20 protein-coding genes and 1 pseudogene are annotated in these 23,367 nt (G+C 65.2%); 17 read left to right on the plus strand and 4 right to left on the minus strand.

The window, feature by feature from the left end:
* The first annotated feature begins 851 nt into the window (after nt 1-851).
* Both ilvD and CV770_RS05450 read left to right on the plus strand, forming a co-directional pair.
* Nucleotides 852-2,576, plus strand: a complete 1,725-nt coding sequence (gene ilvD, locus CV770_RS05445; RefSeq protein ID WP_104461585.1) for a dihydroxy-acid dehydratase — start codon at nt 852-854, stop codon at nt 2,574-2,576.
* Nucleotides 2,563-3,393 carry a tetratricopeptide repeat protein gene (locus CV770_RS05450; RefSeq protein WP_091963212.1) on the plus strand — a complete coding sequence of 277 codons (831 nt, stop codon included), beginning with the start codon at nt 2,563-2,565 and terminating at the stop codon, nt 3,391-3,393. The genes ilvD and CV770_RS05450 overlap by 14 nt, the downstream gene beginning before the upstream one ends.
* Before the next feature lie 98 nt (nt 3,394-3,491).
* On the opposite strand, the pseudogene xth reads toward CV770_RS05450, so the two are convergent.
* Nucleotides 3,492-4,288, minus strand: a pseudogene (gene xth / locus CV770_RS05455) (exodeoxyribonuclease III).
* 134 nt (nt 4,289-4,422) lie between these two features.
* Between xth and CV770_RS05460 the strand changes: the two are divergent.
* Nucleotides 4,423-6,753 carry a hybrid sensor histidine kinase/response regulator gene (locus tag CV770_RS05460; RefSeq protein WP_104461586.1) on the plus strand — a complete coding sequence of 777 codons (2,331 nt, stop codon included), beginning with the start codon at nt 4,423-4,425 and terminating at the stop codon, nt 6,751-6,753.
* A gap of 4 nt (nt 6,754-6,757) precedes the next feature.
* On the opposite strand, the gene erpA is transcribed toward CV770_RS05460, so the two are convergent.
* Complete coding sequence (gene erpA / locus CV770_RS05465) at nt 6,758-7,087, minus strand: iron-sulfur cluster insertion protein ErpA (RefSeq protein ID WP_038949166.1); 330 nt, start codon at nt 7,085-7,087, stop codon at nt 6,758-6,760.
* A 136-nt stretch (nt 7,088-7,223) separates the two neighbouring features.
* On the opposite strand from erpA, the gene CV770_RS05470 reads away from it, so the two are divergent.
* The 12 genes from CV770_RS05470 to surE all read left to right on the plus strand — a co-directional run bounded on the left by CV770_RS05470 (nt 7,224) and on the right by surE (nt 19,401).
* Complete coding sequence (locus CV770_RS05470; protein ID WP_104461587.1) at nt 7,224-8,432, plus strand: deoxyguanosinetriphosphate triphosphohydrolase; 1,209 nt, start codon at nt 7,224-7,226, stop codon at nt 8,430-8,432.
* A 9-nt stretch (nt 8,433-8,441) separates the two neighbouring features.
* Complete coding sequence (argS, locus tag CV770_RS05475; RefSeq protein ID WP_201759705.1) at nt 8,442-10,232, plus strand: arginine--tRNA ligase; 1,791 nt, start codon at nt 8,442-8,444, stop codon at nt 10,230-10,232.
* Nucleotides 10,233-10,373: 141 nt separating this feature from the next.
* Nucleotides 10,374-11,978, plus strand: coding sequence for an SPOR domain-containing protein (locus CV770_RS05485; protein WP_104461599.1), 1,605 nt, complete (start codon nt 10,374-10,376; stop codon nt 11,976-11,978).
* Nucleotides 11,979-12,024: 46 nt separating this feature from the next.
* The gene (nagZ, locus tag CV770_RS05490; protein ID WP_104461589.1) at nt 12,025-13,053 is read left to right on the plus strand and encodes a beta-N-acetylhexosaminidase; all 1,029 of its coding nucleotides are present in this window, start codon (nt 12,025-12,027) and stop codon (nt 13,051-13,053) included.
* Complete coding sequence (locus CV770_RS05495) at nt 13,050-13,889, plus strand: segregation and condensation protein A (protein ID WP_018317872.1); 840 nt, start codon at nt 13,050-13,052, stop codon at nt 13,887-13,889. The genes nagZ and CV770_RS05495 overlap by 4 nt, the downstream gene beginning before the upstream one ends.
* Nucleotides 13,890-13,910: 21 nt before the next feature.
* A complete protein-coding gene (gene scpB, locus CV770_RS05500; RefSeq protein WP_201759706.1) occupies nt 13,911-14,675 on the plus strand; it encodes an SMC-Scp complex subunit ScpB in 765 nt (254 codons plus the stop codon).
* Between the two features lie 167 nt (nt 14,676-14,842).
* Nucleotides 14,843-15,076: a twin-arginine translocase TatA/TatE family subunit gene (locus CV770_RS05505; RefSeq protein WP_028145381.1), complete on the plus strand. Its 234-nt coding sequence runs from the start codon at nt 14,843-14,845 to the stop codon at nt 15,074-15,076.
* A gap of 90 nt (nt 15,077-15,166) precedes the next feature.
* Nucleotides 15,167-15,670: a Sec-independent protein translocase protein TatB gene (tatB, locus tag CV770_RS05510; RefSeq protein WP_104461591.1), complete on the plus strand. Its 504-nt coding sequence runs from the start codon at nt 15,167-15,169 to the stop codon at nt 15,668-15,670.
* Nucleotides 15,667-16,485, plus strand: a complete 819-nt coding sequence (gene tatC, locus CV770_RS05515; protein ID WP_018317876.1) for a twin-arginine translocase subunit TatC — start codon at nt 15,667-15,669, stop codon at nt 16,483-16,485. Before tatB ends, tatC begins: the two co-directional genes overlap by 4 nt.
* A gap of 203 nt (nt 16,486-16,688) precedes the next feature.
* A complete protein-coding gene (gene serS / locus CV770_RS05525) occupies nt 16,689-18,020 on the plus strand; it encodes a serine--tRNA ligase (RefSeq protein WP_104461593.1) in 1,332 nt (443 codons plus the stop codon).
* A 153-nt stretch (nt 18,021-18,173) separates the two neighbouring features.
* Nucleotides 18,174-18,536: a hypothetical protein gene (locus CV770_RS05530; protein WP_091963241.1), complete on the plus strand. Its 363-nt coding sequence runs from the start codon at nt 18,174-18,176 to the stop codon at nt 18,534-18,536.
* A 97-nt stretch (nt 18,537-18,633) separates the two neighbouring features.
* Nucleotides 18,634-19,401, plus strand: a complete 768-nt coding sequence (gene surE / locus CV770_RS05535; RefSeq protein WP_104461594.1) for a 5'/3'-nucleotidase SurE — start codon at nt 18,634-18,636, stop codon at nt 19,399-19,401.
* Nucleotides 19,402-19,501: 100 nt separating this feature from the next.
* On the opposite strand, the gene CV770_RS05540 is transcribed toward surE, so the two are convergent.
* A complete protein-coding gene (locus CV770_RS05540) occupies nt 19,502-19,873 on the minus strand; it encodes a response regulator (protein ID WP_008547195.1) in 372 nt (123 codons plus the stop codon).
* A gap of 228 nt (nt 19,874-20,101) precedes the next feature.
* On the opposite strand from CV770_RS05540, the gene CV770_RS05545 reads away from it, so the two are divergent.
* Nucleotides 20,102-20,752, plus strand: coding sequence for a protein-L-isoaspartate(D-aspartate) O-methyltransferase (locus tag CV770_RS05545; protein ID WP_091963247.1), 651 nt, complete (start codon nt 20,102-20,104; stop codon nt 20,750-20,752).
* 109 nt (nt 20,753-20,861) lie between these two features.
* Entirely contained in the window at nt 20,862-22,262 is a 1,401-nt protein-coding gene (locus CV770_RS05550; protein WP_091963250.1) for a LysM peptidoglycan-binding domain-containing M23 family metallopeptidase, read from the plus strand.
* A 172-nt stretch (nt 22,263-22,434) separates the two neighbouring features.
* On the opposite strand, the gene CV770_RS05555 is transcribed toward CV770_RS05550, so the two are convergent.
* The coding region (locus tag CV770_RS05555) for an ATP-binding protein (protein WP_104461600.1) at nt 22,435-23,367 on the minus strand (933 nt) is incomplete at its 5' end.

A 23,367-nucleotide genomic window follows, 5' to 3' on the forward strand; every position in this document is an offset into this window, starting at 1 on the left:
TCGGGCGAATGCGCCGCGAGGACGAGAAGGCGTGTGCATCCACACATTCAGTTGCCCGCCTTGTGCGCACTTGCGCACTGGGGCGGGTGATCCAGTATCCCAGAGACAGTTGTGATTGAACCGAGAAGCCGCAGCGTACTGGATTCCCTGCCTTCGCGGGGAATGACGGCGTCACTTGGAGAACCAGGGTGTCACCTCATACGCGGTCATTGCGAGGAGCGAAGCGACGAAGCAATCCAGAGTCTCTCTGCGGAGGGATTCTGGATTGCTTCGTCGCAAGGGCTCCTCGCAATGACGGCGTGGAGAAAGCGTGCGTCATAACTCCGCTCTCGTGCCCCGGACGCAGCGCAGCGCTCCTTCAGCGGTGCGCTGCAGAGCCGGGGCCCATCCATCCGCATCGCGCCCTGTTGCTTTCTGGATCCCGGCTTTGCGCCGCAACGCTAAGAGGCGTTGCGGCTTGTCCGGGACACGAGGGAGGAATCGTTGATGAGCAGCGCGCCCCGACTCACCCGCGCGCGGTCACCGCCTCGTGGAGCAATTCGGAAGTGTTGTTGCCGATACAAAATCTGAAGTTGTGGATCATCCTCCCTCCGAGGGTATTTCAGTAGTCCACCCCGTGTCTTCCCGGTAACGATTGTGCTGTCTACGCAACACCCGGTTCCGATTTAACCGTCATCACTGGTGGTTCGCATCACCGCCGCTTTTTGGCCACACCCGAGCATGAATAAAATCGCTCTAATGTTTTAGGGGTAGCGGCGGTCTTCGAAGGCGACGAGAAATCCCAAGGTCGATTCAAATCTTGGCTCTGATTTTTCGGGTCTGAAAGGGTTGACCGAGGAAACTGGTTTGCGATGGACGCGAAGACCGACATCAAGCAGAGGCTGCCGAGCCGTCACGTGACGGAAGGCCCTGCGCGCGCGCCGCATCGGTCCTATTTCTACGCCATGGGTCTGACCACCGCGCAGATCCACCAGCCTTTCGTCGGCGTCGCATCCTGCTGGAATGAAGCCGCTCCCTGCAACATCGCCCTGATGCGCCAGGCGCAGGCGGTGAAGAAGGGCGTGGCGTCGGCCGGCGGCACCCCGCGCGAGTTCTGCACCATCACCGTGACCGACGGCATCGCCATGGGCCATGACGGCATGCGCTCCTCGCTGCCGTCGCGCGAATGCATCGCCGACTCCGTCGAGCTCACCGTCCGCGGCCATGCCTATGACGCCCTGGTCGGGCTTGCCGGCTGCGACAAGTCGCTACCGGGCATGATGATGGCGATGGTCCGTCTCAACGTGCCCTCGATCTTCATCTATGGCGGCTCGATCCTGCCCGGCACTTTCCGCGGGCAGCAGGTCACCGTGCAGGACATGTTCGAGGCCGTCGGCAAGCACTCGGTCGGCGCCATGTCGGACGAGGATCTCGACGAGATCGAGCGCGTGGCGTGCCCCTCGGCGGGTGCCTGCGGCGCGCAGTTCACCGCCAACACCATGGCGACCGTGTCCGAGGCGATCGGCCTCGCACTGCCTTACTCGGCCGGCGCTCCGGCACCCTATGAAATCCGCGACGCCTTCTGCATGACCGCGGGCGAGAAGGTGATGGACCTGATCGCCGAAAACATCCGGCCGCGCGACATCGTCACCCGCAAGGCGCTGGAGAACGCCGCCGCCGTGGTCGCCGCCTCCGGCGGTTCGACCAATGCTGCGCTGCACCTACCGGCGATCGCGCATGAGTGCGGCATCAAGTTCGACCTGTTCGACGTAGCCGAAATCTTCAAAAAGACACCATATGTCGCGGATTTGAAGCCGGGTGGTCGTTATGTCGCCAAAGACATGTTTGAAGTAGGTGGCATACCGCTTCTGATGAAGACGCTGCTCGACAACGGCTTCCTGCACGGTGATTGCCTTACCGTCACGGGCCGCACGATCGCCGACAACCTCAAGAGCGTGAAGTGGAATCCGCACCAAGACGTGGTGCACCCGGCAGACAAGCCCATCACCGTCACTGGCGGTGTGGTCGGTCTGAAGGGCAATTTGGCGCCAGAAGGTGCGATCGTGAAAGTCGCGGGAATGTCCAACCTCAGGTTTACCGGTCCGGCCAGGTGCTTCGACCGCGAGGAGGATGCTTTCGAGGCGGTCCAGAAGCGCACCTACCGCGAAGGCGAAGTCATCGTGATCCGCTACGAGGGGCCGAAGGGCGGCCCCGGCATGCGGGAAATGCTCCAGACCACCGCGGCGCTGACCGGCCAGGGCATGGGCGGCAAGATCGCGCTCATCACCGACGGCCGCTTCTCCGGCGCCACCCGCGGCTTCTGCATCGGCCATGTCGGGCCGGAAGCTGCCATTGGTGGCCCGATCGGGCTGCTCGAGGACGGCGACATCATCGAGATCGACGCGGTCGCCGGTACCCTTAACGTAAAATTGAGCGACGCCGAGCTGGCCCAGCGCAAGACCAAATGGACCGCTCGCGCGACTAACCACACGTCAGGTGCGCTCTGGAAGTATGCTCAACAGGTTGGACCAGCGGTCGGGGGGGCAGTGACCCATCCGGGCGGCGCGCACGAGAAACAGTGCTATGCGGACATCTAGGCGTGCCATAGTTGCGTTTGTGTTGGGGGCCGGTGCGCTGGCCGCCCCGGCGCTTGCCTTCGACGGGGCTCCGGTCAACCCGAAGGACGCGACCATCCCGGTCGTGACCACCTTGCCGGGGACTGCGGTGACCGCGCGCGGTAAGGTCGCGCCGGCGACTGTGCCTCAGGAGACCTCGCTCAGTGCGCTGCAATATGCCGCCGAGGGTGGCCACCCCATCGCGCAGTGGAAGCTCGGCCGCATGTACGCCAATGGCGACGGCGTCGCCCAGGACGATCTGCGGGCCTTCGAATATTTCAGCCGGATCGCCAATGCGCATGCCGAGGACAGCCCGTCGGCTCCGCAGGCGCAGATCGTGGCCAACGCCTTCGTCGCGCTCGGCCGCTACTATCTGAGCGGCATCCCCAACTCGAAGGTCAAGTCGGACCCGGAGCGGGCGCGGGAGATGTTCTCCTATGCTGCCTCCTATTTCGGCAATGCCGACGCGCAATACGATCTCGCCCGGCTCTATCTGAAGACGCCGGACGCCTCGCGTGAGGATTTCCGCTATGGCGCCCGCTGGCTCGGCCTTGCCGCGCAGAAGGGCCAGCACGAGGCCCAGGCGCTGCTCGGCCAGATGCTGTTCAACGGCGACCGTCTGCCGCGACAGGCCGCGCGCGGCCTGATGTGGCTGACGCTGGCGCGTGACAGCGCCGGCGCCGACGAGACCTGGATCAAGGAAAGCTACAGCCGCGCCTTCGCCAAGGCCTCCGACGACGACCGCGCCATGTGCCTGCAAATGCTGGAACAGTGGGTGCAGGGCGGCCGCCGGGAGTAGCTCGGCAACCTCGGTGCCGTAGGGTGGGTTAGCGACGACATTCTCGCTGCTTCAACGCGGAACGTCGGAAGCGTAACCCACCCCCTCCGGGCCCCGGCCTACGCCGCCTCCAGATCCAGATCCGCCCACACCGGCACGTGTCCGAGGGCTTCTCCCAGCCGCGCACATAGCTGTCGATCCCGACATTGGCGAGCCGGTCGCTGGCCTGCGGCGACAGCAGCAGATGGTCGATCCGCAGGCCCTGGTTCTTCTGCCAGGCCCCGGCTTGGTAGTCCCAGAAGGTGTAAAGCCCGGGCTCATCGGTGACGGCCCGCAAGGCATCGGTCAGGCCGAGGCCGAGCAGGGACTGAAAGCTCTCCCGCGTCTCGGGCTTGAACAGGGCGTCCTCGGTCCAGGCGGCCGGATTGTGCACATCGCGGGCGTGCGGGATGACGTTGAAATCGCCGGCGAGGATCAGCGGCTCCTCGGTCTTGAGGCGCTCCTTCGAATAGTCAAGAAGCCGCGACATCCATTTGAGCTTGTAGGGATATTTCTCCGTCCCGACCGGATTTCCATTGGGCAGATAAAGGCAGGCGATGCGCAGCACGCCCGACTTCAGCGTCACCACGCCCTCGAGGAAGCGCGCATGGGCATCCTCGTCGTCGCCGGCAAGCCCCGACTTGGTCTCGTCGAACCGGAGCTTGGAGAGCAGCGCGACGCCGTTGAACGTCTTCTGCCCATGGGTGATGACGTTGTAGCCGAGCGCCTCGATCTCCAGCCTCGGGAAGGCCTCGTCGACGCATTTGATCTCCTGGAGGCAGACGATGTCCGGCTGGCACTCCCTCAGCCAGGTCAGGAGAAGGTCGATCCGCTGCCGGACCGAGTTCACGTTCCAGGTGGCAACTCTGATGGTCATGTCGGCGGGCTCCGGGCAGGGGCCATGGTTAGAACAAACTGCAAACGCGCCCGTCAAGGACGCCGCAAAATCTCCCACAAAATTAACCCGGCTTAAGCAGGCGGCAGGCCATTGATCGTCAAAAGGTTCCGCGAATGGGATGGCCGGACAAGTCGATGAAGCAAACCGAGCCGCGTGACGGCCTGATCGGCGCGTTCCTGTATTGGCTCGGCGGCTTCGAGATCGAGGACGGCCTGACCGCCGATCTCAGCGAGCGCGAGATCCGCCGCATCCGCGCCAAGCAGATCGACGCCGTGACGCGGCTGATTCCCGTGACGATGGCGGTGACGATGCTGAACGTCGCCATCGTGCTGATCCTGTTCTGGGGCAGGGGATGGAACGACTTCCTCGCGATCTGGGGCCTGACGCTCGCCGCCACCGCCTCGCTCGCGGTGCCCGCCTGGCGGCGGTCGCATCAGAACCCGCCGCAGGAGGCCTCGCCTCGCGCCGCGCGGCAGATGCTGCGGCAGGCGGTCTTGCTCGCCGCGATCTGGGGCGCGCTGCCGCTCGCTCTGTTCAGCCGCATCGAGCCGACCAGCCAGCTGATCCTGGCGTGCCTGATGGTCGGCATGATGTCGGGCGGCGCCTTCACGCTGTCGACGTTCCCGCGCGCCGGCCTCGTCTATCTCGCCACCATGACGACCGCCTGCGCCGGTGCGATGCTGCTCTGCGGCGCCGGGCCGTATCTGGTGACGGCGGTGTTCCTGTTGCTGTTCGCATTTTTCATGGCGCGCAGCATCGTCTCGCAGGGCAATCTGTTCCTCGGCAATCTCAAGGCCCAGCTCGAACTCGAACGCCAGACCGAGATCATCTCGCTGCTGCTGAAAGACTTTCAGGAGAACGCCAGCGACTGGCTGTGGCAGACCGATGCCGAAGGGCATCTGGTCGATGTACCCGAGCGCTTCGTGGACGTCGCCCAGTTGCCGCTGCCGCTGTTGAAGGGATCGCATTTCGCCGACGTGCTCGACATGCTGTGCCCGGAGGACAAGAGCGCGGCCTACAACGTCGTCGGCCTGATGGAGCAGAACGAGCCGCTGCACGAGATGAACCTCAAGGTCGTCGCCGGCGGCGAGGCGCGGCTGTGGTCGCTGACGGCCAAGCCGGCCTATGACCGCGAGGGCCAGTTCCTCGGCTATCGCGGCTTCGGGCGCGACGTGACCGAACGCTGGCGCGCGGAAAAGGCAGAGGCCGAGAGTCGCGCCAAGTCGGACTTCCTCGCGGTGATGAGCCACGAGATCCGGACGCCCATGAACGGCGTGCTCGGGCTTGCCAGCATGCTGCTCGAGACCAGGCTCGATCCGGAGCAGCGCGAGGCGGTCACCACGATCCGCGAGTCCGGCGACAATCTCCAGCGCATCCTCAACGACATCCTCGACCTGTCCAAGCTCGAGGCCGGGCGCTTCACCTTCGAGGTGATCGACTTCGCCCCGCAGGCGCTGGTGGAGGCGGTCGCGACCGTGGTGCGCGCGAGCGCCAAGGGCAAGGGGCTGACGGTCAAGCTGGAACTCGACCCGAACCTGCCGCCGACGCTGCGCGGCGACGTCGCGCGCATCCGCCAGGTGCTGCTCAACCTCGCGTCCAATGCGGTGAAGTTCACCGATGAGGGCGAGGTGACGATCTCGGCGACCTGCCAGGCGCGCCGCGATTTGCTGGCGACCGTCGAATGGACGGTGACCGACAGCGGCATCGGTATCGCTCCCGAAAAGCTCGGCCAGCTCTTCAGCGATTTCGCCCAGGCCGACGCCTCGATCAGCCGCCGCTTCGGCGGCACTGGCCTCGGCCTTGCGATCTCCCGGCGCATCATCGAGCAGATGGGCGGCACCATCGGCGTCACCTCGACGCCGGGCGAGGGATCGATTTTCCGCTTCACGCTGGTGCTGCCCTGGAGCCAGGCGCAGGTCTCCGAGCAGACGGCCGGCCACGATGAGGCCGACGAGCTCAAGACCCGTATCGCCGGTCTCGATCGGCCGCTGAAGGTGCTGGTCGCGGAGGACGACGCGGTCAACCGCATGGTCGTGAGCAAGATGTTGGGGGCCTTCGACGTCGAGCTGCGCGTCGTCACCGACGGCGCTGAGGCCGTCGCGGCAGCATCCGAAGGCAATTACGATGTGGTGCTGATGGACGTGCGCATGCCCGACATGGACGGGCTCGCGGCCACCCGCGCGATCCGCGCGCAAGGCGGGCGCTGCGAAGCTTTGCCGATCGTCGCGCTGACCGCCAACGCCTTCCCCGAGGACGTCAGGATCTGCCGCGAGGCGGGCATGTCGGACTTCCTCACCAAGCCTCTGCGCAAGCCGGCGCTGGTCGCGGCCTTGCTGCGCGCGCTCGACGGCCACACGATGTCGGAGGACGCGCCGCTCCAGCCGGAGCTGATGCCGGTCGAGATGGAGTGGACGGATGAGGAGAAGCAGATAACAGGCGCGTAAGCGGTCAGACCGAGAAGCTGGTGCCGCAGCCGCAGGACGCCGTGGCGTTGGGATTGTTGACGCGGAACGAAGCGCCGATCAGATCGTCGACAAAATCGACCTGCGATCCCGCCAGGAACGGCTGCGAGGCCGAATCCACCAGCACCACCGCATTGTCCTGCTCGATCACGAGATCGTCGTCGGTCCGCGCACGGTCGATGTCGAACTTGTACTGGAAACCCGAGCAGCCGCCGCCCTCGACCGAGATGCGCAGCATCGCGCCAGAGCCTTCGCCCTTGAGGATCTCCCCAATCCGGCGTGCGGCGCGGTCACTGATAGTCACGTCGGTCGTCATGGCTCGTCTCCGATAGTCCCGCGGTCATACCAGGTTCACTTGGCAGGTTCACTTGCCCAATTCATTTGGTATCCCGCGTCCGGCATAGTTAAGTGCAAGGATACGCAGAATCAAATGGATAGGGACTAAATTCGTCGTGTCCGTCGGAATGGCTGCCCCCCATGCGCCCTATGCCTGCGATCCCGACCGCAGCCGCGGCCGGCTGGTCGCGGAGCCGCCGAGCCGGACCCGCAGCCCGTTCCGGCGGGATTGCGACCGGGTGATCCATTCCACCGCGTTCCGCCGCCTGAAGTACAAGACCCAGGTGTTCGTGTTCCATGAAGGCGACCACTACCGTACCCGGTTGACCCATTCGCTGGAGGTGGCGCAGATCGCCCGTGCGCTGGCCCGGCAGCTCGGGCTCGACGAGGATCTCACCGAAACCCTGGCGCTGGCCCATGATCTCGGCCATCCCCCGTTCGGCCATGCCGGCGAGCGGGCGCTGGACGCCTGCCTGAAGGACTTCGGCGGCTTCGACCACAACGCCCAGACGCTCCGCGTCGTCGCTTCGCTCGAGCATCGCTATCCTGATTTCGACGGGCTCAATCTGAGCTGGGAGTCGCTGGAGGGCATCGTCAAGCATAACGGTCCGCTGACCGACCGCAGCGGCGCGCCGGTCGGTCGCTATCGCGAGCACGGCATTCCCGTCGGCATCGCCGACTATATCAAGACCTACGACCTCGAATTGTGGAGCTTCGCCTCGCTGGAGGCGCAGGTCGCCGCCATCGCCGACGACATCGCCTATGACGCCCACGATATCGACGATGGCCTGCGTGCCGGCCTGTTCCATCTCGACGATCTCAAGGTGATGCCGCTCACAGCTGAAATCATCGCCGAGACCTCAGCGCACTATCCCGATCTCGAAGAACTCAGGCGCGGTGCCGAGCTCGTGCGCGAGCTGATCTCACACCTGATCGGTGCGGTGTTCGCGCAGGCGCAGAAGAACCTCGCCGCGGTGAAGCCCCAATCGGCCCAGGATGTCCGCCAGCAGAGCCGGGCGCTGGTCGCATTTCCGGCCGAGGTCGCCGAGGAGGAGGCCGCCATCAAGACCTTCCTCTATCAGCACATGTACCGTCACAAGCGGGTGATGCGGGTGATGGGGGAGGCGGAGCAGATCCTGTTCGACCTGTTCGCGAAATACCTGAAATCCCCTAGCGAGCTGCCGCCGGAATGGCTGCTGGGGGCGGAGGCTGACAATGAGGGTGACCGGGCCCGCCGGATCGGCAATTTCATTGCCGGAATGACCGACCGTTTCGCCCTGACCGAGCACCAGCGGCTTTTTGACTCGACCCCGGATTTGCGTTAGGCGGCGGCCATGCCCGACACATCCTCAGCACTGCATTTGTTCGCCGACGTGCTTGCACGCGTGCACGCCGCCTGCCGTACGCTGGCGGCGGAAGCCAATTGGCCCGAGGGCATCGATTTCTCCCGCGTGGTGGTCGAGCCGCCGCGCGATCCCTCCCATGGCGACATGGCGACCAACGCCGCCATGGTGCTGGCGAAAGAGGCAAAGGCCAAGCCGCGCGATCTCGCCGAGCAGATCGCCGAGCGGCTGCGTGCCGACGCGCTGATCGCCAAGGTCGACGTCGCCGGTCCCGGCTTCATCAATCTGACCTTGAGGCCGGCCGCCTGGGCGGAGGCGCTGCGGACAGTGCTGCGCGAGGCCGCCGATTACGGCCGCGTCCGCGGCGGCTCCAAGGTCAATGTCGAATACGTCTCGGCCAATCCGACCGGGCCGATGCATGTCGGCCATTGCCGCGGCGCCGTGTTCGGCGACGCGCTGGCGAGCCTGCTCCAGTTCGCAGGCCACGACGTCGCGCGCGAATATTACATCAACGACGCCGGCGCCCAAGTCGACGTGCTCGCGCGCTCCGCGTTCCTGCGGTACCGCGAGGCGCTCGGCGAGGACATCGGTCCGATTCCGGAAGGGCTCTATCCGGGCGACTATCTGAAGCCGGTCGGCGCGGCGCTGGCGAAAGAGCACGGCGACAAGCTCCTCGCGATGAGCGAGGCCGGATGGCTGCCGACGGTGCGCGCCAAGGCGATCGCGATGATGATGGACGAGATCAAGGACGATCTCGCCGCCCTCAACATCCGCCACGATGTGTTTTTCTCCGAGCGCTCGCTGATCGAGACCGGCAACAACAAGGTTGCCGAGACCATCGATTTCCTGAAGGCCAAGGGCGACGTCTACGAAGGCCGCCTGCCGCCGCCGAAGGGCGCGCCGGTCGAGGATTGGGAAGACCGCGAGCAGCTGCTGTTCAAGGCGACGGCTTACGGCGACGACGTCGATCGTCCGCTGATCAAGTCGGACAATTCCTACACCTACTTTGCCGCCGACATCGCCTACCACAAGAACAAGTTCGACCGCGGTTTTGCGGAGATGATCGACGTCTGGGGCGCCGACCATGGCGGCTACATCAAGCGCATGCAGGCGGCGGTGAAGGCAACGACGTCAGGCAAGGGCTCGCTCGACGTCAAGATCGTCCAGCTCGTCAAGCTGCTGCGCAACGGCGAGCCGGTGAAAATGTCCAAGCGGAGCGGGGACTTCGTCACCTTGCGTGAGGTGGTGGATGAGGTCGGCCAGGACGCCGTCCGCTTCATGATGCTGTACAGGAAGAACGACGCCGTGCTCGACTTCGACCTCGCCAAGGTCATGGAACAGTCGCGCGACAACCCGGTGTTCTACGTCCAGTACGGCCACGCTCGTGGCCACTCGATCTTCCGCAACGCGAGAGCGGAGGTGTTCCCGGAACTGCCGGAGGATGCCGGAGAGCGGATCGCCTGGCTCGCTGAGTCGGCGGTGGAACGGCTGTCAGACGCCGTCGAACTCGACCTGCTCAAGCGGCTCGCAATATTTCCGCGCATGCTGGAAGCCGCAGCCGCGGCCCACGAGCCGCACCGAATTGCCTTTTATCTCTATGATTTAGCCAGCGAATTTCATGCACTTTGGACGAAGGGGCGCGATTTGCCCTATTTACGCTTCATTATCAATAATGATGCAGAGCTTACAAAGGCGCGACTGGCCATGGTCCAGGGCGTCGTCTCGGTTCTGGCATCGGGCCTCGCCATCCTCGGCGTCCATGCTCCGAACGAGATGCGGTAGTTTGGGGCGAACTACTTAAGGGGAATATCGGGGGTAACCGGCAGAAGCCGGATCGCTTAGACTTGGTTGAAAGCCTTGTGGGTCGAAAGCCGTGCCTTGGTCGAGGGGCGCGCGGCTTTCCCGAAGGGACGCATCATCACGATGGCCGAACGATATCAAGACAGACCGTATCCCTCCGATGACTATGGTCGCGGTGGCGCCCAGCATGGCAAGGCGGAGAGCGATCCCTTGGCCGAGCTCGCCCGCCTGATCGGACAGACCGATCCGTTCGCAGCTCAGGGGCGGCCCGGCGCACATCCGCCGGCAGCCCCCGCGCCAGCACAGAGCTATCAGGACGACGACTATCGGCAAGAGGATCGGCAAGACGATTATCAGCAGGACTATGCCGAGCAGACCCCGCCGGCGCAGCCCGGGCCGCCCTCATGGATGCGGCGCGCCAACGTGCAGCCGCAGCCGGCGCCAGCTCCCGAGCCCGACTATCCCGTGTCCGTAAACCCGGTTCATCCGTTGCACCGCTATTCAGCCCAGCCCGCCGCGCCCGAGCCTGAGCTTCAGCCGCAGGCTTATCAGGATCACGCCTATCAGGCGCAGCCCTACCAGGGGCAAGCCTACCAGGATCAGGCCTACCAGCAGCAGGATCAGGCTTACCAGCAACAGGCCTATCAGGAGCCGCATCAGCAGCCCGATCCGGCGCGTTACGACGATGCGCTCTACGGCCGGCTGGAGGCAGGCGAGCAGGACTATCAGCGCGAGCCGGCCTATCCCGACGATCCCTACGCGTATCAGAGCGACTATCCCGATGCGGAGCTCGAAGAGCCCAAGAAGCAGCGCGGCGGCATGATGACGGTCGCGGCGATCCTGGCGCTTGCCGTGGTCGGCACCGGCGCCGCCTTCGCCTACAAGACCTATGTCGGCTCGCCCCGCAGCGGTGAGCCGCCGATCATCAAGGCCGACAACACTCCGACCAAGATCGTGCCCGCGCCGACGGATTCCTCGGCCAAGGTGCCGGATCGCATGGTGAGCGGCGATGGCACCGAGAAGATCGTGCCGCGCGAAGAAGCGCCGGTCGACGTCAACGCCAAGGCGGGCGGTCCCCGCGTGGTGTTCCCGCCGCTGAACCAGAATGCGAACCCGCCGTCGGTCGCGAGCGTGTCGCCGTCTGCGGTGCCGCTACCGAGCACCAGCGCGACCTCAAGCAACGGCACGATGCCGAACAATTCGCCGCGCGCGATCAGGACTGTCGCCGTGAAGGGCGATCAGACCGATAGCGCCACGCCGCAATCGGCCGCTGCCGCCAGGCCCACGGCGGGGCCGAAGCCAGTTGCTGCACCCGTTGCACCGGCCGCGCCGCGCACTCCGCCGACCGCTGCCAATGCCAGCGCCAACCAGCCGATGTCGCTGGCGCCGCAGTCGGTCCCAGCGGCCGAACCGCCGCAGCGGATGGCTGCGACCACCCCGACGCAAATCGCGCCCGCCAGCAGCGGCGGTGGTGGCTACGTCGTGCAGGTCTCCTCGCAGCAGAGCGAGGATAGCGCCGCCGCGTCGTACCGCGTGCTTCAGAGCAAGTATGGCAGCGTGCTCGGCTCCCGTTCGCCGGTGATCAAGCGCGTCGACCTCAGCGACAAGGGCAAGGGCGTCGTCTACCGCGCCTTCGCTGGGCCCTATGGTTCGGCCGAGGAAGCGACGCACGCCTGCAACAGCCTGAAGTCTGCTGGCTTGTCTGCCTGCTTCGTCCAGAGGAATTAACGGCCGTTTCCTTGACCCCCTCGCGGGTCAGGGTTAATCGGCCGTTATGAGCACGCGGGCCTTCATTACCGGTGTATCCGGAACGGAACTGACCGCCGTCGAGCGGGAGTTTATCCGCGAGCAGCGCCCATGGGGCTTCATCCTCTTCAAGCGCAATGTCGCAACGCCAGCTCAAGTCGCTGCACTGGTTGCGGAATTGCGGACGGCGGCGGGTGCCGCCGACGCGCCTGTCCTGATCGATCAGGAGGGCGGACGGGTGCAGCGCCTGGGTCCGCCGCACTGGCCGGTCTATCCGCCGGGCGCCGCTTTCTCGACCTTGTACGACACTGATTCGGCACTTGGGCTCACCGCGGCGCGCCTGTCCGCCCGTCTGATCGCAGCCGATCTTGCCGATCTCGGCATCACCGTGGATTGCCTGCCGCTGGCCGACGTGCCGGTCGAGGGCGCCGATGCCGTCATCGGGAACAGGGCTTATGGCACCGAGCCAGGCAAGGTTGCGGCGATTGCCCGCGCTGTCACCGAGGGCCTGGAGCAGGGCGGCGTGCTGCCGGTTCTCAAGCACATCCCCGGCCATGGCCGGGCCACTGCCGACACCCATTTCAAGCTGCCGAGGGTCGATACGCCCAGGGACGAGCTGGAACGGACCGACTTCGCCGCATTCAAGCCGCTTTCGGACCTGCCGATGGCCATGACTGCACATGTTGTGTTTAGCGCGGTCGACCCCGCCCATCCGGCGACGACATCTGCGACAATGATTGCTGACGTGATTCGCGGCGCAATCGGGTTCCAGGGTTTGTTAATGAGTGATGACGTGTCGATGAACGCGCTGTCGGGGAATATCGCCGAGCGGACCAGCGCCATCTTCGCGGCCGGCTGCGACATGGCCCTGCATTGCAACGGCAATATCGAGGAGATGCGCGAGGTCGCCGGCCAGACACCGGAGCTGTCGGGCCAGGCGCTGGAGCGGGCGAACGCCGCGCTCGCCGCGCGCAAGGCGCCGCAACCGCTCGACCGCGTCGCCGCACGCACTGAGCTGGACGCATTGATCGCACGGGCAAACACGGCATCCGCATGACCGCAGAAATTCTATCTTTCGAAACCGGGCGGCCCGCAGAGCTTGCCGAGGGTGAGCCGGCGTTGGTGGTGGACGTCGAGGGCTATGAGGGCCCGCTCGACCTGTTGCTTGCGCTGGCGCGGCAGCAGAAGGTTGACCTCGCCAAGATCTCGATCCTGGCGCTGGCCGACCAGTATCTCCACTTCATCGAGGCCGCGCGAAAGATCAGGCTCGAGCTTGCCGCCGACTATCTCGTCATGGCGGCATGGCTCGCCTTCCTGAAGTCGCGCCTGCTGCTGCCGGAGCCGCCGAGCGCGGAAGGCCCGAGTGCCGAGCAGATGGCGACCGCGCTCGCCAACCGCCTGCGCCGGCTGGAGGCCATCCGCGAAGCCGCCAACCGGCTGATGAACAGGCAGCAATTGCTGCGCGACATCTTCCCGCGCGGCGAGCCCGAGCAGATCGCCGAGATCAAGCATCCGAAATACACGGCGACGCTGTACGATTTGCTCACCGCCTACGCCTCGCAGCGCCAGTCGCGCGTGCTGGCGAGCGTGCATCTGGCCAAGCGCACGGTGTGGTCGCTCGCCGAGGCGCGCGCCACGCTGGAGCGGCTGGTCGGCAGCATCAGCGAGCAGGACGATTGGGGCGTGCTCGACGATTTTCTGGTCCGGCATGTCGCCGATCCGACGCAGCGCGCGACGGTGTTCGCCTCGAGCTTCGCCGCCGCGCTGGAACTGGTTCGCGAAGGTCAGCTCGAGCTGAACCAGAAAGAGGCGTTTGCGCCCATCTATTTCCGGAAGGGGCGCCCCAAACCGGTGCCGGACGCAGCTCCTGCGCCTGATGCGCCGGTCGGTTAAGTGCAAGAAGGAGAAGCTGCCATGGCAAGCCTGGCTGAAGTGCGGGTAGAAGAGGCCGAGCCGATGGAGAACGAATCCCAGGCACGTCCCGAGGAATTGCGGCTGCTGGAAGCACTGCTGTTCGCTTCGAGTGAACCGCTGGATACCGCGACGCTGGCCAAGCGGATGCCCGAGGGCGTCGACGTCAAGGCCGCGCTCGAGCAATTGCAGGCCGACTATTCCTTGCGCGGGGTGAATCTCGTTCGCGTTGCCAACAAATGGACCTTCCGCACGGCCGGCGATCTCGCCTGGCTGATGACACGGGAGAGCACCGAGACCCGCCGCCTCTCGCGCGCGGCGATCGAGGTGCTGGCGATCATCGCCTATCACCAGCCCGTGACGCGCGCCGAGATCGAGGAGATCCGCGGCGTCGTCACCTCGAAGGGCACCCTCGACGTGCTGCTGGAGACCGGCTGGATCAAGCCGCGCGGCCGCCGCAAGACGCCCGGCCGTCCGCTGACCTTCGGAACCACCGAGGACTTCCTGTCGCAGTTCACCCTGGAACAGCTCGGCGATCTGCCGGGCCTTGAGGAGCTGAAGGGCACGGGCCTCTTGGATTCGCGCCTGCCGACCGGATTCAGCGTGCCGACGCCGTCGGACGACCCGCAGCTTCGCGAGGACGAGGATCCCTTGGAACCGGGCGAGGACCTTGATTTGGCGCTGGCGCCTGCGGTCGAGCCCGAGAGCCCGGAAGAGACCCCGGAAGGCGGCAATGAGGGTGGCGGCGAAGGCGGCACCGAAGAGTGAGGCCTTTGCGTTTTACCGGTGCCCTGCGACCGGTTAACACTAGCAAGATTACGTAGTGCCAACAGCGAATTGGCGCTGCCTAGGTCCTTGTTTTTGAGACCTGCCAAGCCTAGGTTTCGGTGAAGATCGGCCGGGTCCCCGGCCATGCGCGTTTGGAGGGTTGCAGGATGGGTTCACTCAGCATTTGGCACTGGATCCTGGTGATCGCAGTGGTCCTGCTGCTGTTCGGCCGCGGCAAGATTTCGGATCTGATGGGCGACGTGGCGCAGGGCATCAAGGCGTTCAAGAAGGGCATGCAGGACGACGACAAGCCCGCCGAGAAGCCCGAGCCGGCCAAGTCCATCGAGCACAATAATGCGCCGACCGCGGCGCGGTCCGACGTCGGCAGCAAGGCCGTCTGAGCCGGAAGAAGCACGCGAGACGCGGGGTGCGGCCCGATCCTGCGCGCAAGGGATTGGGCCGGCTGCGGCTTCGCGTGAACGGAAGACCTCATGTTCGACATCGGGTGGAGTGAACTGGTCCTGATCGGGGTCGTGGCCCTGATCGCCATCGGCCCGAAAGAGCTGCCGGGCGTGCTGCGCATGGTCGGCCAATGGATGGGCAAGGCCCGCAAGATGGCCGCCGAATTCCAGGGCCAGTTCCAGGAAGCGATGCGCGAGGCCGAAATGGCCGACCTCAAGAAGAGCTTCGACGAGGTCAAGGAAGCCGCGACCGGGTTCACCAGCAACAATCCGCTGACCTCGCTCCAGAAGGACGTCAGTGACGCGCTGCGCGTCGATGCGCTCGATAAGCCGGCGGAGACGCCGACCACAACTGCCATCGAACCGCCGACGACACCAACGACACCGGAAGCGCCGACGCCCGCGACCTTCATGGAAGCCGAGGCGCATGCGGCTGCGAACGAGCCGCTTGCGATTACCCGTGAGGTCGAGCAGGCGCCGGTTGCGCAGGACACCGCGCCATCCGAAGCGATCAAGGACGCCAAAGCGTCATGACCGACGCCGATATCGAGGCCAGCAAAGCCCCGCTGATGGACCATCTGATCGAGCTGCGCTCGCGGCTGATCAAGGCGCTGCTCGGCTTTGGCATTGCGTTCATCTTCTGCTTCTTCTTCGCCAAGCAGATATTCAACGTGTTGGTATGGCCATATGTCCTGGCCGTCGGCGATCCCGCAAACGCGAAGCTCATTTACACCGCGTTCCTGGAATATTTCCTGACCCAGTTGAAGCTGGCGATGTTTGGCGCGGCGTTCATCTCGTTCCCGATCGTGGCGGGGCAGGTCTACATGTTCGTGGCGCCCGGGCTCTACAAGCACGAGAAGCAGGCCTTCCTGCCGTATCTGGTCGCGACGCCGTTCTTTTTCGTGCTGGGTGCGGCGCTGGTCTATTTCGTTGTGTTCCCGATGCTGGCGCGCTTCTCGCTTGGCATGCAGCAACTCGGCAGCGACGAGACCGCAAAGATCGAGCTGTTGCCGAAGGTCGGCGAATATCTGTCGCTGATGATGTCGCTGATCTTTGCCTTCGGCATTGCGTTCCAGCTTCCGGTGATCCTGACGCTGCTTGGCCGCATCGGCATCATCACCTCGAAGATGCTGCGCGAGAAGCGGCGCTATTTCATCGTCATCGCCTTCGTCATCGCGGCCGTGCTGACGCCGCCCGACGTGATCAGCCAGTGCTCGCTGGCGATTCCGCTGATGGCGCTCTATGAGGGCTCGATCATCGCGGTGGCGATGGTGGAGAAGAAGGCCGCCGCCGCGGCGCAGGCCGCCACCGGCACCGACGTGTCGACGCCGGCCAATCCGGCGGAGTAGAGGCCGCCACACCCTCGCTGTCATTCTCCGCGAAAGCGGGGAATCCAGTACGCCGCGGCCTACCAAGGAATCACTCCCGTCTCTGGAATACTGGATCGCCCGCTTTCGCGGGCGATGAGAGCTGTGCTAGGGGGAGGCGCGCGCCAATGTAAACTGGCAACATTCGACGTTGACTGTTTACGCGCTGATCCAGGACCACAGCCATGCACGACATCAAATCGATCCGCGACAATCCGCAAGCCTTCGACGCCGGCCTCGCCCGGCGCGGCCTGAAGCCGTTGTCGGCCTCGCTGCTCGCGATCGACGAGACGCGGCGCGCGGCGATCCTGGCGTCCGAGCAGGCGCAGGCGCGGCGCAACGCGGCGTCGAAGGAGATCGGCGACGCCAAGAAGGCCAAGGACGAGGCACGCGCGGCCAAGCTGATGGCCGAAGTCGCCGAGCTCAAGACTACGATGCCGCAGCTCGAGGCCGCCGCGAAAGCCGCCGATGAGGAGCTGACCAAAGAGCTGTCCGCAATCCCGAACATTCCGTTCGACGAAGTGCCCGATGGTGTCGACGAGCACGGCAACGTGCAGCACCACGTGTTCGGCAACAAGCGCAACTACGGCTTTGCGCCGAAGCTGCATGACGATCTCGGCACCGCGCTTGGTGACATGGATTTCGAGGCGGCGGCAAAACTCTCCGGCGCCCGCTTCGTCGTGCTGAAGAAGAGACTGGCGCGGCTCGAACGCGCGCTGGGCCAGTTCATGCTGAATCTGCACGTCGACGAGCACGGCTATACCGAGATCAATCCGCCGCTGCTGGTGCGCAACGAGATCATGTTCGGCACCGGACAATTGCCGAAGTTCGAGGATGATCAGTTCTGGGCGATCAAAGGCGAGCTCCTTGCCTCGCCCGACCAGGAGCGGCTGAGGACAGAGCGCCTCGGCCTCATTCCGACCGCCGAAGTCTCGCTCACCAACCTCGCGCGCGAATCCATTCTCGACGAGAAGCAATTGCCGATGCGCCTCACCGCGCTGACGCCGTGCTTCCGCGCCGAGGCGGGCGCTGCCGGGCGTGACACGCGCGGCATGATCCGCCAGCACCAGTTCACCAAGGTCGAGCTGGTCTCGATCACGACGCCGGAGGTGAGCAAGGACGAGCTGGAGCGCATGCTGTCCTGCGCCGAGCAGGTGTTGCAGAGACTTGGCCTGCATTATCGCGTGATGACGCTTTGCGCAGGAGACATGGGTTTCTCGTCGCAAAAAACCTATGACATCGAGGTCTGGATGCCGGGGCAGGGCGATGGCGGGGCATTCCGCGAGATCTCGAGCTGCTCGGTCTGCGGCGATTTCCAGGCACGACGCATGGATGCGCGCTCGCGCGGTCCCGACGGCAAGCCGCGTTTCGTCCACACGCTGAACGGTTCGGGCACCGCGCTCGGCCGCGCGCTGATCGCCGTGATGGAGACCTATCAGCAGGAGGACGGCTCGATCGCAGTCCCCGACGTGCTGCAGCCCTATATGGGCGGCGTGAAGGTGATCGGGCGCGACTAAAGCGTTTTCGGGCGAAGTGGGTACCGGTTTGCGTCAAGAAAACGCGTCAAGACGAGAATCGCGTTGCCCGTCTGAAATGTTGGAAACGATCGGTTGCGAAGATCGGGCGGCCGGCTATCCTGCCGGCCACTCGACAACGCGAACCCACCGTTCATGGCCTTGCACCGCGACATCTTCTGGGTCGGCCGACAATGGGCGGTGACGGGGGCCGGGATTCAGGCCGTGGATCAGCGCCTGCGCGGCGTGCTCGACATCGAGATCGCGCGGCTCTGGGACCAGGATCTCGTGCAGAGCCGGAGGGCCAAGCCGGGTGTGAATGCTGCCGACTTCGACAACGCGCTGACGGTGGCGCGCGAACGCTTTCCGCAGACGCCGGAGCCGGACGCGTTCGTTGCGCAATTGGAGGCGCTCGGCGTGATCGAGGCTGCCGTCGTCAGTCCGGCGGTACCCGCGATGAGTCTGCGTGCGGAGGGGCGGCTGGCGCGCTTCCTTCCACAATGGCGCATCCGCCGCTAATGGGTTCAGGCGGGAACCCCTGATCAGCCGGTTTGCCTGATCGGCCAGAGCCGGATAAGACGGCTCAGACCCCGCTTTTTTGGAATCGGCCCTTCGCATGCGCATTCTCTGCACCAATGACGACGGCATTCATGCCCCCGGCCTCAAAGTCGTGGAGGAGATCGCGCGCGCATTGTCCGACGACGTCTGGGTGGTGGCGCCCGAGCTCGACCAGTCCGGCGTGTCGCATTCGCTGTCGCTGAACGATCCCTTGCGCCTGCGCGAAGTCGGCCCGCGGCACTTTGCCGTGCGCGGCACGCCGACCGACTGCGTCATCATGGGCGCGCGCCATATCCTCGGTGCCAAGCTGCCCGACGTCGTGCTGTCCGGGGTCAACAAGGGCCGCAACGTCGCCGAGGACGTGGTCTATTCCGGCACCATCGCCGGCGCGCTGGAAGGCACCATCCTGGGGTTGCCGTCATTCGCGCTGTCGCAGGAGTTCAGCGTCGAGACCCGCGAGCGCCCGCCATGGGACACCGCACGCAAATTCGGGCCCGACATCCTGCGCAAGGTGATTGCCGCGGGCATTCCGAAGGACACCGTCATCAACGTCAACTTCCCGTCCTGCGCGCCCGAGGATGTGCTGGGCATCCGCGTCACGCGCCAGGGCAAGCGCAATCTCGGTTTCCTCAGAATCGACGAGCGCCAGGACGGCCGCGGCAATCCCTATTTCTGGATCGGCTTCGAGCGCGCCGCGATGATGGACACGCCGGCAGACGGCACCGATCTGGCGGCGCTTCGCGAGCGCTACGTCTCGGTCACGCCGCTCAGGCTCGACCGCACCAACGAAGCGTTTTCGGAAGAGCTCAGCGCGACGCTGAGTTAAGCGCCTGTAGCCCGGATGGAGCGAAGCGAAATCCGGGGCCGTATCGCTCGTGACGAGATTCCCGGATTGCGCTTCGCTCCATCCGGGCTACGGAAATATCCTAGCCGCCGCGAAGTGCGGCTTCGATGGTCTTGCCGAGTGCGTCGAGCTGGAACGGCTTCTGGAGCGCCGGCCGGTCGCGGTACTGCTCGGGTAGGCCGGAGGAGCCGTAGCCGGTGGCGAAGATGAACGGGCAGCCTTTCGCCTTGATCACGTCGGCGACCGGCGAGATGACCTTGCCGTTGACGTTGACGTCGAGAATGGCGATGTCGAACTCGGTCGCCTGGGCGAGCCGCATGGCCTCGGTGATGTCGCCGGCCTCAGCTGCGACCTTGTAGCCGAGCTCTTCGAGCATGTCCGCGACCATCATCCTGATCATCACCTCGTCCTCGACGAGGAATACAGAGCGGCCGGAAAGCCCTGTCGCGGTCATAGTTGAGTCCCTTGCCCATCGCCAAAAACGTTCGCAGATAACACGAATTGACGCAATGCGCGTTTCGACGAACGGATACCTGAAAATGGTCATCGCGGCTCGCCCGTGGCAAGCCAATTTGTGGTCAAATGCTCCAGGCGAAGGTTATCATGGGTTCCTGAGCAGGAACACGATTCCTGCGCCCGGGATTAACGTCCACCGGCCCCGGCAAGACAGCACAAGCAGGCAATGACCCCCGATCAGCATCCGCCGGAAAAAATGATGTTTCAGCTCACGCTGAGGCGTCGGGGCATCAGCGATCAGGCGGTGCTGCGAACCATGGAGGAGGTGCCGCGCGAGCTTTTCGTCGACGAGGCCGATCGCGATGGCGCCTATCGTGACAGCGCGCTGCCGATCGCCTGCGGGCAGACCATCAGCCAGCCCTTCGTCGTGGCCTACATGACCGAGCAGCTCCAGCTTCAGAAGCGGCACCGCGTGCTCGAGATCGGGGCAGGTTCCGGCTATCAGGCCGCTGTGCTGTCGCGGCTCGCCGGCCAGGTCCTGACCGTCGAACGCTATCGCAAGCTTGCCGATACGGCACGCGCCCGGCTCGAAAAGCTCAACTGTCACAATGTGGAGGTGATGCTCGGCGACGGGCTCAATCTGCCGCCCAATATCGGCCCGTTCGACCGCATCATCGTCACCGCCGCAGTGGAGCAGCTTCCGGACAATTTGGTCGAGCGGCTCGAGGTCGGCGGAATCCTGATCGCGCCGGTCGGCCCGCATCAGGGCGTGCAGACGCTGGTCCGCCTGACCCGCACCAAAGCCGGGATCGAGCGCAAGGAACTCGTCGAGGTCCGCTTCGTGCCGGCACTGCCCGGGGTGGCGCGGGAGCTGTAGATTTCCGGATCGGCTGCGCGGCCAACATCTTATTGGGAGGGTTAAGCCGTTATTTACTCGGCGCGTGTTTACTTAAAACACCAGTTCTGTTGCGTACGAGTGAGTAACCATGTCCGTCGTCGCCGAGTTGCTTTACTCGCGCCGCGTACCGCAGGTCGCGGTGCTGGCGCTGATCTCCTTCAGCTTCGCAGGGTGCAGCGCCGACATGTCGTCGCGGCTGTCCCAGTCGAACTTCTCCAACCCCTTCTCTTCTGAGCAGACCGGTTCGGTGCAGCAGGCCCCGCCGCCGCAGCAGCGCGAGCTGCCGCAATATTCGCGGCCGCAGACACAGCCGGGCTATTATCAGTCGCAGCCCTTGCCGCCGCCGGCGGTGTCCGCACCGCAATCCTATCCCGTCACAGGTGGTGGTGGCGTGTCCGGAGGCGGGCGCGGCGTCAGCTCCTACGCGCCCCCGGCGCAGCCGCATCTTGAAACCACGGCCACCGTGCCGCCACGCTCCGTTGCCGCGGCTCAGCCGGCCGGAGGCACCAAGATCATCGTCGGCACCAGCGATACGCTCGACGTGCTCGCCAAGCGTTATCGTGTCACGCCGCAGGCGATCCTCGCTGCCAATGGCTACAAGGGGCCGCGTTCGCTCTCGCCCGGCCAGCAGCTGATCATCCCGCATCCGGCCACCGCCGCTGCACCCGCGCCCGCGTTGGCTCCTATCGCAGCAGCTCCCGCGATGGCGCCTGCAGCCAAGCCGGTTGCGGCCATTGCTGCGCCGCCGAGCACCCACTTCGTCAACCACGGCGACACGCTCGCCAGCATCGCCCGCAAGAACCATATTTCGTCGGCTGAGCTCGCCCGTGCCAACGGCCTCGATCCGTCGGCCAAGCTCAAGCTCGGCACCAAGCTGACCGTGCCCGGTGCCAAGACCGCTGCCCTCGCGGCGCCGGTTGCGGCGGCTCCCGTCGGGGCTGCTCCGGTTGTCGGGACGCTCCAGCCGGTTGCTGCCGCTCCGGCACCCGCCACCAAGATGGCGGCTGTCGCTGCGCCGATGCAGAGCGCTCGCCTGGCCCAGGCCACAGCCAATGTCGAAGAGAAGCCCGCCGAGGCTCCGGCGAAGGCTGCCGAGACCACCAGTGCGCTGCCGACCTTCCGCTGGCCGGTGCGCGGCAAGGTGGTCACGACCTACGGCGCCAAGACCAACGGCAAGTCCAATGACGGCATCAATCTCGCGGTGCCCGAGGGGACGCCGGTCAAGGCGGCCGAAGACGGCGTCGTCGCCTATTCCGGCAATGAGCTGAAAGGTTACGGCAATCTGGTCCTGGTTCGGCACTCCAACGGCTACGTCACCGCATATGCCCATGCGAGTGAGCTGATGGTGAAGCGCGGCGATACCATCAAGCGCGGTCAGGTCATTGCCAAGTCGGGTCAATCCGGGGAGGTGGCGTCGCCGCAGCTCCACTTCGAGATCCGCAAGGGATCGAGCCCGGTTGACCCGCTTCAATTCCTGAACGGGGCGTGAGGCGAGGGCCCGCTGAGTAGGGCCAAGCCATCACTACGAGCACACTGTCGTCGCCCGGCTTGACCGGGCGATCCAGTATTCCAGGGGCAGTCATTGTTGAGCGGGTAAGCCGCGGCGTACTGGATTCCCCGCTTTCGCGGGGAATGACAGTTCGGGCTGAGCTAGAGTTGCCTTACTTCGCCGTCAGCTTCACGCCGAGCCGTCCCGCCAGCTCCTGCACGAATTGCCAGGCGACGCGGCCCGAGCGGGAGCCGCGGGTGGTCGACCATTCCAGCGCCTCGCGCTGCAGTGCCTCATCGTCGACCTCAATGCCGAAATGGCTGCAATAGCCGCGCACCATGGCGAGGTATTCGTCCTGGCTGCAGCGGTGGAAGCCGAGCCAGAGGCCGAAGCGATCCGACAGTGACACCTTCTCCTCGACGGCTTCGCCGGGATTGATCGCGGTCGAGCGCTCGTTCTCGATCATGTCGCGCGCGAGCAGATGGCGGCGGTTCGAGGTGGCGTAGAGAATGACATTCTCGGGCCGGCCCTCGATGCCGCCCTCGAGCACGGCCTTCAGCGATTTGTAGGACGCGTCATTGCCGTCGAAGGAGAGGTCGTCGATGAACACGATGAAGTGGAAGCTGGCGTCCCGGAGCTTCTCCATCAGCATCGGCAGCGTTTCGATGTCCTCGCGGTGGATCTCGATCAGCTTCACCCTGTCCGCCGGCTTGCGCTCCGCATTGATGCTGGCGTGCGCTGCCTTGACCAGCGACGATTTGCCCATGCCGCGCGCGCCCCAGAGCAGCGCGTTGTTGGCGGGCAGGCCATTGGCGAAGCGCTCGGTGTTCTCCATCAGGATGTCGCGCATCCGGTCGACGCCCTTGAGCAGGAACAGCTCGACGCGGCTGACCCGCGGCACCGCGGCGAGGCGGCCGTCGGGGTGCCAGACATAGGCATCGGCCTGCTTGAACGACTCGCGTTCGAGGGCCGGGTTGCCCTGGGCGGAGAGGTGCGCCGCAATGGTCTCCAGCGCGCGGACCATGCGCTCCTGGGAGAGGTCTGGGGCTGCCTTGACGGCCCCCTTGGTCGTCCCCTTGGGGCGTTTTGCCGCGACGGGGGCGGG

Origin of the sequence: Bradyrhizobium sp. AC87j1 (assembly GCF_002936975.1) — a bacterium.
GTDB lineage: Bacteria > Pseudomonadota > Alphaproteobacteria > Rhizobiales > Xanthobacteraceae > Bradyrhizobium > Bradyrhizobium shewense.

What these genes read in the sequence shown, in the direction of transcription:
- CV770_RS05540 (WP_008547195.1), bottom strand. Translation starts at nt 19,873, where the DNA reads ATGACCGCGACAGGGCTTTCCGGCCGCTCTGTATTCCTCGTCGAGGAC.
- CV770_RS05495 (WP_018317872.1), top strand. Translation starts at nt 13,050, where the DNA reads ATGACCGCAGAAATTCTATCTTTCGAAACCGGGCGGCCCGCAGAGCTT.
- CV770_RS05545 (WP_091963247.1), top strand. Translation starts at nt 20,102, where the DNA reads ATGACCCCCGATCAGCATCCGCCGGAAAAAATGATGTTTCAGCTCACG.
- CV770_RS05550 (WP_091963250.1), top strand. Translation starts at nt 20,862, where the DNA reads ATGTCCGTCGTCGCCGAGTTGCTTTACTCGCGCCGCGTACCGCAGGTC.
- erpA (WP_038949166.1), bottom strand. Translation starts at nt 7,087, where the DNA reads ATGACGACCGACGTGACTATCAGTGACCGCGCCGCACGCCGGATTGGG.
- nagZ (WP_104461589.1), top strand. Translation starts at nt 12,025, where the DNA reads ATGAGCACGCGGGCCTTCATTACCGGTGTATCCGGAACGGAACTGACC.
- CV770_RS05485 (WP_104461599.1), top strand. Translation starts at nt 10,374, where the DNA reads ATGGCCGAACGATATCAAGACAGACCGTATCCCTCCGATGACTATGGT.
- CV770_RS05505 (WP_028145381.1), top strand. Translation starts at nt 14,843, where the DNA reads ATGGGTTCACTCAGCATTTGGCACTGGATCCTGGTGATCGCAGTGGTC.
- CV770_RS05460 (WP_104461586.1), top strand. Translation starts at nt 4,423, where the DNA reads ATGGGATGGCCGGACAAGTCGATGAAGCAAACCGAGCCGCGTGACGGC.
- tatB (WP_104461591.1), top strand. Translation starts at nt 15,167, where the DNA reads ATGTTCGACATCGGGTGGAGTGAACTGGTCCTGATCGGGGTCGTGGCC.
- serS (WP_104461593.1), top strand. Translation starts at nt 16,689, where the DNA reads ATGCACGACATCAAATCGATCCGCGACAATCCGCAAGCCTTCGACGCC.
- argS (WP_201759705.1), top strand. Translation starts at nt 8,442, where the DNA reads ATGCCCGACACATCCTCAGCACTGCATTTGTTCGCCGACGTGCTTGCA.
- scpB (WP_201759706.1), top strand. Translation starts at nt 13,911, where the DNA reads ATGGCAAGCCTGGCTGAAGTGCGGGTAGAAGAGGCCGAGCCGATGGAG.
- tatC (WP_018317876.1), top strand. Translation starts at nt 15,667, where the DNA reads ATGACCGACGCCGATATCGAGGCCAGCAAAGCCCCGCTGATGGACCAT.
- CV770_RS05450 (WP_091963212.1), top strand. Translation starts at nt 2,563, where the DNA reads ATGCGGACATCTAGGCGTGCCATAGTTGCGTTTGTGTTGGGGGCCGGT.
- surE (WP_104461594.1), top strand. Translation starts at nt 18,634, where the DNA reads ATGCGCATTCTCTGCACCAATGACGACGGCATTCATGCCCCCGGCCTC.
- ilvD (WP_104461585.1), top strand. Translation starts at nt 852, where the DNA reads ATGGACGCGAAGACCGACATCAAGCAGAGGCTGCCGAGCCGTCACGTG.
- CV770_RS05530 (WP_091963241.1), top strand. Translation starts at nt 18,174, where the DNA reads ATGGCCTTGCACCGCGACATCTTCTGGGTCGGCCGACAATGGGCGGTG.